Source organism: Paenisporosarcina sp. HGH0030 (genome assembly GCF_000411295.1).
In the GTDB taxonomy this organism is placed as follows: Bacteria; Bacillota; Bacilli; order Bacillales_A; family Planococcaceae; genus Paenisporosarcina.
In genome coordinates this window covers 370,434-384,024 of the sequence record NZ_KE150422.1, presented here as the reverse complement: position 1 = coordinate 384,024, position 13,591 = coordinate 370,434, and the positions used below count along the sequence as shown (strand labels likewise).

Sequence of the window (13,591 nt, the reverse complement as noted above, 5' to 3'; positions counted from 1 at the left end):
GCGCGAAATTCTTGAAAGTGAAGGTTGGTACGATGTTTGTGAAGTCGGGCTTCCTTGTGCAGATGTGAAGGACATGAGTGATTTCTTGTCACCGATTAAAAATGTAAATCAATCTGACTCAGCTAACTTTAGATTTTATGGTGATGATATTGGGAGTTTTGTGGTGGTGAAAGAAGGCCGGCATTGGTATCCGACAAACCGACCAGCTACGATCCATCCAATAATAGTGGAAGTTGAAGGCGATCATTATCAAATTTTGAAGCATGCGATTTTGCCTATTACTGTTAAGGTGAAAAAGCCCTGGTCCAGTGCACTTCCTGTGGTGCAGATGAGAATCGTCAGACCAACGGATCAACTTGAAAGAATAGTAGAGTTTTATGAAACAGGGTTGGGTCTCCAAAGAGTAGGAGAGTTCTGGGACCATGACGGATATGACGGGGTGATGTTCGGGCTTCCCGACAAAAACTATCACTTGGAGTTTACGAGCCATGTATCAGGGACACCATGCCCAGCACCAACTAAAGACAATTTACTTGTTCTTTATTTACCGAATTGGGATGTAATTACTGATGTTGCAAAGAAATTAGATGACATGGGATACCCCGAGGTTGAAGCGGAAAATCCATATTGGCAAGACGATAGCATTACAATTGAAGATCCAGATGGGTGGCGGGTTGTCTTGTTTTGTTCTACTGGGTTGTAGTAACAGCAGCACCTTTAAATGTATGTCACAAGCTTGTATAGCAGACAAAGCAGTTAGGAGATATCTTCCTAACTGCTTTGTCTTTTTCATGTCTAATACCTATCGATTGCTGTTACCCATTCTTCTCATCGAAATATTCTCATTTACCATGTTATACATGGACTCAACACCATCCTCAGATGCAACAAAATCAAATGCATTTTCTGCTTGAATGACCATGCTGCTTGCTTCTTTTGCCGCATCCATGTTGGCTCCGATGAAAATGAACTCCCATTTCTGTTTCTCTTCCTGGTTCTTAATTAGCTTTTTCACTTTTTCATGAGTAAATTCACGGCTTGCATTTTCCATTCCGTCTGTTGTAATGACGAATATGAATTTGCCCGGTTTAAGCTCTTCTGGTGTTTTCGAAAGTCGATGACCGATATCCACAATTGTCTTTCGACTGCATCCAGCATGGCAGTAGTGCCTCTTAAAGGACATCTTTCAATTTTAGAGAATCGTATCGTTACCTTGGCAAATGAACTAGAAGACTACGAGATTGTTCAATCGATTCCTGAAATTGGAAAATTGCTGTAACGATTATCTCCGAAATTGGTGAGATCGATCGGTTTAGTCATCCGAAAAGAAAGTGGTGACATAAATGAAGGAAGTTCTACAAAGCTTAGCAAGATTGACGAATGGATACTCGTCGGAAAAAATTACAATTGGTCATTCAGATGCTTTGACTTTTTTGGCTGGATTATGTGAGGTATGCAATCAAAAAAATATGCAAATACATATTAAATATAATAGTGATCTATATCAACGTCTGTTATAAAAATACAATACTAATAATTATTCAGTAATATTTTGTAAATTGAAAAAAATAAGAGGTTACTATAGGATATTAGAGAGATTGTAACAGATGCAATACAAATTTCATGAGGTAAATACGCTACAAGAAAGCTGGTGAAAAAGATGAATGCCAATCTTTCCGAAAAAATTTACCAATGTATGCAAGAAATGAAATTAAGCAGAACGGAGTTGGCAAAACAATCCGGCATCCATTTAAGTGAAATAAGCCGTATTTTGAATCATAAACAGTCACTTTCCGTGTGTAATTTGGATGTAATCACTCTTTCACTAGGGCTAACGGAAGGCGCTTTATATTCTTATTTTGCTGAGGAATGTTTTAATGTTAGCCGGTATTTGGATAAGCGGAAAAGTGAGCAATTTTTATATAAATGTGCAGTGATGGGATTTAAAGAGCAGCTCCACTCCATTTTGGATGCAGTATTAGAAGAAAGGTCTAAAACTATTCGAAACAAAAATTTCGTTCACATTTTTGCTGTGGCTGAGCAGCTTTTTGAAGAAGGAAAAGAAGAGAAGGCATTGTCACTGTATGAATTCATCATAGAGAACATGCCCGATCACTTCTCGCAAGAAGTAGCGATTAGTTATGTCAGAAGGTTTTATATAGTTCGATTGACAGAAGAAGGACAATACGCCCTTGGGCATGTGCTGGAACATATAGCTTATATGCCAGAAGAATTTCAAGAATTATCTTATATGTTGATAACGGCTACATTTTTTATACGAGAGGAATGGAAAAAAACACTCTATTATGCTCGGAAACTAGAGAAAATAGCTAAAGAAGGGGAACATTATGGAAGAGCCCTTGTGTACCAGAGTCTTGCATTACAACGCCTAGGGAACTCTTTAGAAGAAGTATTAGCCCTTATAGATCGTTATGAGCAAGTCAATGATTATTATGCAGGTGCAGCTATTGGGAATCGATTTTGTGTTTTTTTAGATTTCGGTCAGTTCGAATATGTGGATGAATACTTAAATTGGTTAGAAAGCAGGGACGATATGTTTGCCGGTTTACCGCGAGTGTTGGAGGCGTATGTCCATCTGCATCGATTAGAAGATGTTGAGCGATTGATATATAGATTTCAAGATGTTATCCAAGACTGGGCTGCGAGTATTCATCCGTATCAGCAACAATTGTACTTGCGTTTCCGTTATGCTTATGCTTTGTACCATTTTGCAAGCAAGCGGTTTTCAGAAGGGCTTTATGAAGTGTTGGATGTAGCATATGCGGCAAATCAAATCGGAAATAGAGAGAGATTTAAACAATGCATTCTTATTTATTGGGAATATAGAGAATACGTCACAGTCGAACATGAAGCAATGTATGTGAAGTTATTCCAAACAGAAAATATGATCAAGCAACATTTAAAATAAGAAGCGGTTTAGTCCCCTATAATTTGTTGGTTATTCAATTCACCTAGAAGAAAGCAAGCGGAATTTTTCATTATTAAAAATTAACATGCGCATGAATAAGTAATAAAAAAGAGGTCTCAAAATGGAGACTTCTTTTTTATTATCTTTTTAAAAAAATTGATAAATGCGGCAAATCAAATAGGGAATATGAAAAGATTGAAACAATACCTTCAAGTTTACTGGGAATATAGATCTTATGCGACTGCTGAACCTGAAGAAAATATATACAATTATTAAGATTAGAAGAATTTAACTGTCCAAATATGCTAGCTAAGTAACAGTTTGTTTTGATTTACTTTAAACGAATATGTTCATCAGATATATGGTAGAAAGAGAAAGCACTATTTTAAGATTTCTGATTTTATTAAAAAAATGAACTTGATAGAATTTTTCAAAAACTAATATTCTATCAACCTTATATACAATAAAGATGTAACCAACGCAGTAAGAAGGGGAGAGGAATATGATAAAGAATTTTGTAAAGAATACCGCAATCATTGCGCTCAGCACCGGAGTTATGTTTAGCACCTTGCCAAACATCAGCAATAATGCCGCTGTTAGCGCAAAATCACAAACATCATTCGAACAAGTATTATCAAATCTTACGCCAGCTCAGAGACAAGCTATTAGACAGCTGAAAACGAGCGACCAAGGAGGACTTCAATTATCTCCTGAAGTAGATTTAAAAAGTGATGCTCCGGTTTCAATCATTGTTGAATTTAAGGACAAGCCAGTAAAAACCGCAGTTTTAGTAGCACAAGCGGAAGGCAAATCTCTTGATTCTGCTGAGGCAAAACAAAAAGTAGAGGCTGCACATGAAACGTTTCAAACCGATTTGAAAGTGATTTTCAAAAATGAGCTAAAAGAAAAGAAAAATTCTTACACAGTTAAGCGGACATATAAACATGCGTTTAACGGGGTTGCCATGACACTTCCTGCCAACAAGGCCAAAGCTTTGCTTCAATCAAAGGCAGTAAAGACAGTCTGGAGCGATATGCAGGTACAGGCGGAGTTACCTGTAGAAGAACAAGCATCGAAACAGCAAATTGATACACATACAATGGTAACCTTTCCAGGCATCGAAAAGCTTCATCAAGAAGGCTTTACGGGAAAAGGTGTGAAGGTTGGGATTCTCGATACAGGAATTGACTACAATCACCCGGACTTAAAAGCTGCCTATAAAGGCGGATATGATTTCGTGGACAACGATAACGATCCAATGGAAACAACGTATGATGATTGGGTGAAAGCAGGACAACCGTCAGGTAAAAAATATTATACCGAACATGGAACGCATGTGGCCGGAATCATTGCTGGACAAGGAGAAAATAGCACGGACTTAGCAGTTACAGGTGTGGCGCCAGACGCTGACATTTATGCGTATCGTGTGTTAGGTCCGTACGGTTCTGGTAGTACCACAGCAATATTAGCAGGGATTGACCAAGCGGTATCGGATGGCATGGACGTCATAAACATGTCCCTCGGCGCGAATATTAATGACCCGTTGTTTGTGACAAGCATCGCGGTTAACAATGCCGTAATGGCAGGCGTAACTGCAGTGGTGTCAGCAGGAAATTCCGGAAATAAAATGTATACGCTTGGCGCACCTGGAGGTTCTCCATTGGCGCTTACTGTTGGGGCTAGCGACACATCTGTAACTATTCCAACATATAAAGGAACGCTTCATGCGAGTACGATTGTATCAGCTGATTTGAAGCTGGTTACAAGAGGATTTAGTGATAAAATCGAGGAGTTCCAAGGTCAAAACATGCCAGTCGTGGATGTAGGGGCAGGTGGTGCTTCCTCATATAAAAACAAGGATGTGAATGGAAAACTGGTTCTCGCGGCTCGTGGAACATTTGATCTGAATAATATTATGGCTACGGCGAAAGCAAATGGAGCCATGGCGGTTCTATTGTACAATACAAATCCGCCGTTACAAGATGTGTATTTAGGAGAAGGATTTAATTCTATTCCTGTATTCTCTCTAAATAATGAACAAGGAACAGCAATAAAGGGAAAATTAACTTCCGGCAATCCAACGTTCTCCTTTGATGATATGAGTCAAGTAGTAACAGAAGGGAGCGTATTAGCTGACTTCAGCTCTCGTGGACCATCCCGTGTATTGTATGATATTAAACCCGAAGTAACCGCACCTGGGGTATCTGTATTATCGACTGTGCCGTCTTATGTGCACGGACCCGATCAAATAGGAAATTATCAATATGCTTACGAACGCTTATCCGGCACATCTATGGCAGCTCCTAACGTTTCAGGCGTGGCGGCATTGTTATTGCAAGCCAATCCGAAGGCCACACCATCCGAAGTGAAGGAAAAATTGATGAACACAGCTGATCCGTTAAACGGGGACTATAGCGTATTTGAAGTTGGGGCAGGACAAGTCGATCCGTACGAAGCGGTTCATTCTCAAACACGAATCGAAGTAGTCGATAAAACGGAAGGGAAATATGATAAAAAAGGAAATCTAAAAAACATAAAGGATGACACAGGAGCAATCAGCTTTGGTACATTTGCGCCAAATGGAAAAAATGTGCAGGATAGCCGTTCTCTAGTTATCTACAACAATAGTAAACAAGCAAAAGAGTTCGATGTGAAGGTACAGTTCCAGCCGGACAGAAGAGGTTCAAAGGATGCGGCTGCAAATGGTGTTCAAATCGTAACGGATAAGACAATGACAGTAAAGGGCAATTCGAAAAAGAATTCAAATGTCTTAATTAACGTACCAAAGTCAGCAGCATTAGGAACGTATGAAGGATATATCACGTACACAAACAAAAATAACCTGGAAGAAACATACCAAGTTCCGTTTGCAATTCATACAGTGGAAGAAGGAATCGATCATATCGCGGTAGATCCACCTGCCTTTACGACAGCGGTTGAGTCAGGGTATAACGGAATAAGATGGTCAGTCGGCCTTTTATTCCAATTAAAATCTCATATGCGCACAATGGATCTATTCCTTGTAGATCCGAAAACGAACCAAGAAATTGGCTTCCTTGGCACATTGGAAGGCCTCGGTGCGGATGAGAATATTGAATATTATCTAAGAGGCGTAATGAACGAAGGGTATTATTATCCGTTAACGGGAAATCCGGATCACCCGATTGCGTATGATTATGAACAAACCGAACCGGGAATGTACAAAATCAGGCTTGTAGGGACAAATGACCAGGGAAAAACCTTTAGCTCAGATGCTCCGGTTTACTATAGTGTTACGCAGCCAACTCTCAATCTCAGCGCGGACTCTGGTGTATATGAATATAGCCCAGATCAACAAACCGCATCGTTAACAGGCTCAGTATATGATAAAGATGTCGAAGAGATGAAAGCTGGCGGCATGAATGTCACTCAAGCAGATAATAAAGTAGTCTATACCATGCCAGGTAGTGGGGGAGGACTGGGAGGAGGGACTAAGAGCGTATCGGTACCGGTTGACGCCAACGGAAAGTTTATCACACAAATCCCAATGAATCCCAATGTACAACCATTACGAGTGCAAATGTATGCAGAAAATAAGGCGACAGTACGGAACTATTCTAGTTATAAATCTCTATACTATGTGAAACAAGGCACGCCGTATGGGACAGCCATTCCTGATAAACAGAAAGTAAAAGCGGGCGATACAGTGACGGTTACTCTTTCCATGAACAATATGAGAAACATGAAGCAAGCAGTGTATACATTTATTGATAGTGATGCATCGAAGAATGTCGATGTGGTGAGTATTAAACCACATGAGACGTTGGATGGGAAATTAGATCTAAAGACAGAGAATATAGATGTAAATGGAAACGGAACTACAATAAAAACGAACATCACTGCTACATTAACTGGTGATGCAGCACAAACAGGAATTTCTGGAAAAGTTCCGTTGGTAGATATCACATACAAAGTGAAAGATGATTCTAACAGTGTAAGCCGGGAGTTAACACAATTCAATGCATCGTATACAAATACAGATGGCACGACGAATTCCGCATTTGGTATTAGTCTTCCTTATCAGGTTGAACGAACTTACTCCTACATGAAATCGTTTGTCTATGGAGAAGCGTTTATGATTCCTCATCTTGATGAGCCATCATCGGCATTGGATTATGTAAAGGCAGGTGCAAAAGTCAAAGTGACAGATGAAGCAGGAAAGGAATATTCAAACAAGATAGGAAGTATTGCGTTTCCTTGGTCGTTATCATCTAATTTGCCGCTAACGGATAAACCATTTACACTAGAGGTAGATATGCCGGGACATTTCACTGTTAAGAAAACCTTTACGATCGGGTTGAAAGAAAATGGTGAAGTTAAACCTTATTCGAAAGCACTCTATTATAGCAATGCACCTGCAGGAGATGTGAATAAAGATCATGTTATCGATATTCATGATGCGCTTAACATTCAATCCAATTGGAAAACAAACAAACGCGAAGCCGACATCAACTATGATGGTGTAGTAGATGAGAAAGATATGCAGTATGTGGTGAATAACTACTTAATTCAAAACCCATGGATGTTGGACAAGGCTCCAAAACCAGAGAAGAAATACAAAAAGAAAACAGTAGATGATGTTCTTCTCGAGGTGGGAATGTAGTAATGGATAAGAGCACTATATGTTAGACTAGATTCAATTGTAATAACCTAAACTTAAAAATGGTGACGATCGTTTAGTAAGAAAAAACAAAAAAAGTCGATTCCCTAGTGTAAGGGAATCGGCTTTTTTCATATCAAAATATAATTTCACTAAATAATGATAATAAATAATTTGTTCAATCTAGAATGTTGATTATATTGAGAAAGGCCTCTTCCATATAGACAGAGACCCCTTATAACTCAGTCAGCTTCAATTCGAATAGCAATAATCTCTTGACAGTCTATGATAAGTGTTGATCCAGGTTCTGTTGTTGGATCAGTAAAGAATGCACAGCAATTCTCTTGGTCTATGGTTATAAAAACAACTTCTTCTATCATAACTACATTCTTTCGTATAAGAATTTTATTTTTCTTAAAATAAATTCGTAAAAAAGAAGTCCATTATGAACAGTTCATTATGGATTAGAAGTTTGAAAGATATGTAAAGTGAAATTTATTAATTAAAAATATTTATATAGATTCAATTCTAAATCCCCATTAGTTTCTTGTTCAATTGAACTAACTAGTGCTTAACTGGATTTAGAGCAATTGCTGAAAAGAAATATGAGGAAAACCCCAAGGACTATCTTATAGGTTGAGTGAGCTGGGATTTGAAATGGTGATTTTATATGTACTTACTATTAAGGTGGTTCCTGAAGTATTTTAGGTTATGGGATTATATAGCATGCAGGAAATATTTTCACTTAAAACCGATAAGGGATTAGAATTTCTAAACTAAATTCAACATGGGCATCGCTGGTTGGGGAATGGAAGGAAGGCTCAGATTGAAATTGATTAGGACAATCAAGAGCGGACGAAATAGTATCTTCGGCCGCTTGGTCTCGTGCTATGGGTGTCCATTCATTCATTAGCTGCAATAAAATTTCAAATCAATTTGGAATGATAACTGTATTTAATAGATAACCATTATCGCTTTCTTCTCTTCGACACATTTTCATTGACCATTTCATACATGGATTCAACACCTATTTCAGAAGCTACAAAGTTAAATGCGTTCTCTGCTTGGATACCCATACTACCGGCTTCCTTTTCCGCATCCATGTTTGCACCGATGAAAATGAACTCCCATGAATATTGATCTTCCTGTTGTTTAATGAGTTTTTTCACTTTATCATGCGTAAATTCACAACTAGCATTTTCCATTCCGTCAGTCGTAATGACAAATATGACTTTGCCTGGTTTTAGTTCTTCTGGTGTTTTCGAAAGTCGATGACCGACATCCACAATTGTCTTTCCGACTGCATCCAGCATGGCAGTAGTGCCTCTTACATAATAATCATCATGCGTTATCTTTGCTCCAGCCGCATTGATGCCGTCCCATAGTATTTCGTATTGATCGTCAAACAGGACTGTCGTGAGTGATACTTTCCCTTCAAGTTGGCATTGCTTTTCAATAAACGCATTAAAACCACCGATAGTATCACTTTCAAGTCCAGACATAGATCCGCTTCGATCAAGCAAGAAAATAATTTCTGTACGATTGTAATTCAAAGTCATCATCCTCTTTCGTTTGTTGGTAAGATAATCATAACCAGTTTTTAAAATGATTTGGTCGCCTGCAAAGCGACATTTTAGGAGGCGGATGTTTTTGCTCAATCAGCACATTTTTATTGAAATAGAAGAGTACATACAGAATCATTTACATAACGAGATAATGACCATGACATTAGAGTCTCAAGTGGATTTGGAGTACTGCCTACAATCGGAAAATATCACGATTGATTTGGAGGACTATATAAAAAATCATCGCAAGCCTACATTGAATCAAGTGTTATTTCGCTTGATTGATAATGCCGGGGTGAGTGATGTCGATATTTACAAAAAAGCGGGAATCGATCGCAAACTGTTTTCGAAGATTCGCTCCAATCCTGACTATCGTCCAAGTAAAAATACAACCATTTCGCTTGCTTTGGCATTGCAGCTCGATAGCGATGACACTGATGAGCTTTTGAGTGCTGCAGGATACTCATTATCAGATAGCAATGTCTTTGATCTAGTCATCCAGTACTGTCTGGAAAATAACATTCACGACATGTATTCGGTCAATGTAGCGTTAGATCATTTCAATCAGAAAACGTTATAGGGGATTGATACTGCTTAAGAAGCAAGACAGAAAATAGAGGTGTTTCATTAAAGATGATAAGAGAAAAGAAAGTGCGTGGAAAAACAAGGAAGTTCCGTAATTTTAGAAACAATATTGAAGAATGGTCACAAACGCTACCAGTCCCACCAGACTTAAGCCCTTCGTATCTTGGATGTAGATCCTATAGTTTTGATGATATATACGAAGATTTTGGGGATTACAGTAAGTTTCCTAAATCCCAAAAAAGAGAGTTCTTACAAATGATTATTAACTTTGTTAAAGCATTGCATGATTTGAAAACAGAAAAAGAAAAGGAATATAGAATCATCTGTTTTCTACCGATACCAGATTTATATCGAGTCTTGGTTATGGTCGGTTACACTCAAGCAGGATTAGAAAGTTTTTATGCAGGATTAAATCATAACGGCGAATTCAATAAAGTATTCTCACCCTCTACTAATGTCCAGTATCTTCAAAATGAATGGGGTCTGCATATACCTGATGGATTAGAAGTTAAAGGATTCGAGGGAAATGATGAATCTTTTGAAAGAGACTCCATTTGGTTTATTGGAAACGTAAACTGATGAAATATCAAAGACCAATGAACGTATTTGGCAATATCAACATCTGCTGTAATTGCAGAACAGAAATCAGAATCTTTAACTACACATCACAAAACTCGGAGGTGTCCAAATGTATGATCCAACCGTTTTCGAGAACTTAAAAGTCGCATTTGAAAATCAGGTGTACGACCTGGATACGATCGAACGTAAAATTGACATTACAAACCGGGTCGATCGAATGGATTTCTCCGTTATGGGTAGATATTTTGCCATCCAATTTACATTGGTCGGTCAACCTGAAGTGACAGCGGAAATTGTTTTGGAAGCTTCTTTGGAAGAGTTAGCTGCTGAGATTTTGGAGAAGCCTGATACAAGTCCAGGGTGTTCCCTCGTATTAAGGTTTCATAAACGTGTTCAACAAGTATCCGAGCAGTGCATGAAGATCGAGCAAGCTTTGCATGGTATATGGGAACCAGATCAGAAAGTAAAACAAACATTGAGTTTTGAGTATGGACAGGAAGCGTCAAGTTACTTGAACAAAATTGAATTGCCATTTAATCATAAAATCAATGAAGAGCATATGGGGGAGCTAGAGGATTTTCTTGAACATGTGTTGGCAACGTTGATCGTGTTGTCTGATATTTAGCATGTACTGCGAATTATAGCTTTTCAAAGTATTCACGACCTAACTTCTTTGTTTTAAAGTACGGATAACCTAATTTTGTACAACCTGGAGAGGAATTCTGTCTACCTGGAGTGTGATACTGTCTACCTGGTTTCGAAATTGATTGCGTGCCATCATAAATCACACCATATTTACTGTGGTTTTGAAATCAACCACAAAAAAGCAGTTAGGAGATACTTTCCTAACTGCTTTTCCTTATGCTTCTCCGTTTTTAGCTTTCATCCAAACCCATCTTGAATTGAATGTTGTACGTAGACTCAAATCTTCTATAAATCCTGCGCCTGTGTAGCATTTTTTTGCACGGCTATTTTCAGGTTCGATTCTTAAAAAAACCCATGGATAATCATAATCCAAACATTCCTTCTGAAGCATTCGCACAAGTTGTTTTCCGATTCCTTTGTTGCGATAGGAAGGGTGGACAATCAAGTGAGCCAGTTCCAAGTCCTGCTCTTCGACGTCTACCCAAATTTCTCCATAAGCTACAGCATGGTTTTCCTTCATAAAAATGTAGCCAAATTGGTCAGGTGCTTCATGCCAGCTACGATACATATCCGCAGAATAGACGTCTTCACCTGTTGCATAAAAACAATCTGTATCATTTTGTAACCAATCAGCGATTGTAGGTTCATCCGATAATTTAGCATTTCTTATTTCCATTATAACTAGCTCCTTACCAACAGGTACTTGATGCATTAAATTATATACGAAAACTAGATGGAGCCATCTATTTAGCCGCTGTTGGGAATAATGAATTTCTTTTCTGAATTCTAGAGCATATAATTATTTTGATAAACAATACAAGATTCAGTAACTTCATAGAGATGTATCTTAAGAAAAGAGGACAAACCCATGTCGCCAAAACCTGATGATTCAGGAGTCAACAACAATCAATCTGATTGGATAAAGAGTTATGTAGATTCTCCGGAAAAACAACAACAGCTATATCGAAGGACTTTATGGATTGTAGTCATTTCGCAAATATTCGGAGGGGCAGGTCTAGCTGCGGGAATAACAGTCGGAGCACTCCTTGCACAGGATATGCTAGGAACAGATAGTTTTGCAGGAGTTCCTGTCGCATTGTTTACACTAGGTTCTGCTGGGGCTGCACTGGTGGTAGGGAGACTTTCTCAACGCTACGGGCGCCGTTTTGGACTCGCGACTGGATTCCTTGCAGGTGGTATTGGGGCAATTGGTGTGGTGATTGCAGCATTAACTAACAACATCTATCTGCTTTTTGCTTCCTTGCTGATCTACGGTTTCGGCACTGCTACAAATCTACAGGCACGTTATGCGGGTACTGACCTGGCAACTTCCAAACAGAGGGGAACTGCAATCAGCATTGCCATGGTTTCCACAACACTCGGTGCAGTTGCGGGTCCGAACTTGGTCGGTGTCATGGGCAAGTTTGCTACGTCACTTGGTGTCCCTGCACTGTCGGGTCCGTTCATTTTAGCAGCCGCAACTTATATTGTTGCAGGTCTGGTACTTTTAGTTTACCTTCGTCCTGATCCGCTCGTCGTAGCAAATGCTATTGCAGATGCGCAGATAAAGAACGTGAGTAATCTTGTTGATACGACTTCCCACACAAACAACAATCGAGGAATCGTTCTTGGAGCAACCGTCATGGTCATAACCCAAATGGTTATGGTTGCCATTATGACCATGACTACCGTACATATGAGGCATCACGGACATGGATTGGATGAAGTCGGAATGGTCATAGGCCTTCATGTTGCGGCCATGTATCTGCCCTCCTTGGTGACCGGAGTTCTCGTTGACAAGTTTGGAAGAATGGTCATGACCATCGCTGCTGGTGCCACGTTAATGGCTGCCGCAATTGTAGCGGCTGTTGCACCAGCTGATTCCATGCTAGTACTTATCATTGCACTAGTTCTCCTAGGTCTTGGTTGGAACTTTGGATTGATCTGTGGCACAGCATTAATCGTGGATTCAACTCACCCAACCGCTCGTGCAAAGACTCAAGGGAAAGTGGATGTTTTGGTAGCATTAGCAGGGGCAACTGGCGGAGGCTTTTCCGGAATGTTTGTGGCACTAACTAGTTACTCCACTCTGTCACTTGTTGGAGGCTTCCTCTCATTACTGCTCATTCCAGTTGTTATCTGGTCACGTAATCACACAAAATAAGAAAAAGGGAGTTCAATTCGCAAATGAATTGAACTCCCTTTTTCTTATTGAAAATCAACCAATGGCTCTGTAAATTTATGTTAAAATAAATAAAGTGAAAATTTAATCTTTGGGGAGTGGAGAGACATGCCAATGGAACAGGAAACAATGGGTATGTTAGTCGCTGGATTATCAATCGTAATGGGTACCGCGTTTATTGTGGTATTGAGATTGTTATTCTCAAAAGAACGAAAACTATTCAGAGCGGCGTATGCATTGGTCCTTAGTTTTTTTGTGTTTTTTAGTTTGGCCGTAAGCCAAGCACTAAAGGCGATTGCTTTTGATATAAACCATCCAATGGCATCCGAAGAAATCTCTCTGCTACTAGGATTTGCTGGGGTTTTATGGGCAGTAAGTATGTTGTTTTTATTGTTGGGGCTAATCAAGCTTTCATCTGTCAAAAAAACAACAGTGGTAATCAATAATTAAATTATGGATCGCCTTTT

General features: G+C 39.2%; 11 protein-coding genes and 1 pseudogene. 9 read left to right on the top strand and 3 right to left on the bottom strand.

Features of this window, described 5'->3' with window-relative positions; genetic code table 11:
* Positions 1-328 precede the first annotated feature (328 nt).
* The gene (locus HMPREF1210_RS17405) at positions 329-703 is read left to right on the top strand and encodes a VOC family protein (protein ID WP_051123238.1); all 375 of its coding nucleotides are present in this window, start codon (positions 329-331) and stop codon (positions 701-703) included.
* Positions 704-802: 99 nt separating this feature from the next.
* On the opposite strand, the gene HMPREF1210_RS14010 is transcribed toward HMPREF1210_RS17405, so the two are convergent.
* Positions 803-1,132, bottom strand: a complete 330-nt coding sequence (locus HMPREF1210_RS14010) for a hypothetical protein (RefSeq protein WP_051123232.1) — start codon at positions 1,130-1,132, stop codon at positions 803-805.
* A gap of 42 nt (positions 1,133-1,174) precedes the next feature.
* Here HMPREF1210_RS14010 and HMPREF1210_RS18260 point away from each other — a divergent pair.
* From HMPREF1210_RS18260 to HMPREF1210_RS14000, 3 genes and pseudogenes are all read left to right on the top strand, one after another.
* Positions 1,175-1,329, top strand: a pseudogene (locus tag HMPREF1210_RS18260) (IS110 family transposase); the annotation flags it as partial.
* A 331-nt stretch (positions 1,330-1,660) separates the two neighbouring features.
* Entirely contained in the window at positions 1,661-2,929 is a 1,269-nt protein-coding gene (locus tag HMPREF1210_RS14005) for a helix-turn-helix domain-containing protein (RefSeq protein WP_016429353.1), read from the top strand.
* 502 nt (positions 2,930-3,431) lie between these two features.
* Complete coding sequence (locus tag HMPREF1210_RS14000) at positions 3,432-7,571, top strand: S8 family serine peptidase (RefSeq protein ID WP_016429352.1); 4,140 nt, start codon at positions 3,432-3,434, stop codon at positions 7,569-7,571.
* A gap of 965 nt (positions 7,572-8,536) precedes the next feature.
* On the opposite strand, the gene HMPREF1210_RS13995 is transcribed toward HMPREF1210_RS14000, so the two are convergent.
* The gene (locus HMPREF1210_RS13995; protein WP_231391164.1) at positions 8,537-9,127 is read right to left on the bottom strand and encodes a vWA domain-containing protein; all 591 of its coding nucleotides are present in this window, start codon (positions 9,125-9,127) and stop codon (positions 8,537-8,539) included.
* 85 nt (positions 9,128-9,212) lie between these two features.
* Here HMPREF1210_RS13995 and HMPREF1210_RS13990 point away from each other — a divergent pair, with 85 nt between their 5' ends.
* The 3 genes from HMPREF1210_RS13990 (at position 9,213) to HMPREF1210_RS13980 (ending at position 10,922) form a co-directional block, all read left to right on the top strand.
* On the top strand, positions 9,213-9,713 hold the full coding sequence (locus tag HMPREF1210_RS13990; RefSeq protein WP_369758076.1) for a hypothetical protein: 501 nt from the start codon (positions 9,213-9,215) through the stop codon (positions 9,711-9,713).
* 53 nt (positions 9,714-9,766) lie between these two features.
* Positions 9,767-10,297 (top strand): DUF3916 domain-containing protein, encoded by a 531-nt coding sequence (locus tag HMPREF1210_RS13985; RefSeq protein WP_016429349.1) that lies wholly within the window; start codon positions 9,767-9,769, stop codon positions 10,295-10,297.
* A 109-nt stretch (positions 10,298-10,406) separates the two neighbouring features.
* Positions 10,407-10,922 (top strand): hypothetical protein, encoded by a 516-nt coding sequence (locus HMPREF1210_RS13980; protein WP_016429348.1) that lies wholly within the window; start codon positions 10,407-10,409, stop codon positions 10,920-10,922.
* Between the two features lie 234 nt (positions 10,923-11,156).
* On the opposite strand, the gene HMPREF1210_RS13975 is transcribed toward HMPREF1210_RS13980, so the two are convergent.
* On the bottom strand, positions 11,157-11,618 hold the full coding sequence (locus HMPREF1210_RS13975; protein WP_016429347.1) for a GNAT family N-acetyltransferase: 462 nt from the start codon (positions 11,616-11,618) through the stop codon (positions 11,157-11,159).
* Positions 11,619-11,810: 192 nt separating this feature from the next.
* Between HMPREF1210_RS13975 and HMPREF1210_RS13970 the strand changes: the two genes are divergently transcribed.
* Together HMPREF1210_RS13970 and HMPREF1210_RS13965 are read left to right on the top strand one after the other, a co-directional pair.
* Positions 11,811-13,106, top strand: a complete 1,296-nt coding sequence (locus HMPREF1210_RS13970; protein WP_016429346.1) for an MFS transporter — start codon at positions 11,811-11,813, stop codon at positions 13,104-13,106.
* A gap of 126 nt (positions 13,107-13,232) precedes the next feature.
* Positions 13,233-13,574 (top strand): hypothetical protein, encoded by a 342-nt coding sequence (locus HMPREF1210_RS13965; protein ID WP_016429345.1) that lies wholly within the window; start codon positions 13,233-13,235, stop codon positions 13,572-13,574.
* Positions 13,575-13,591 lie beyond the last annotated feature (17 nt).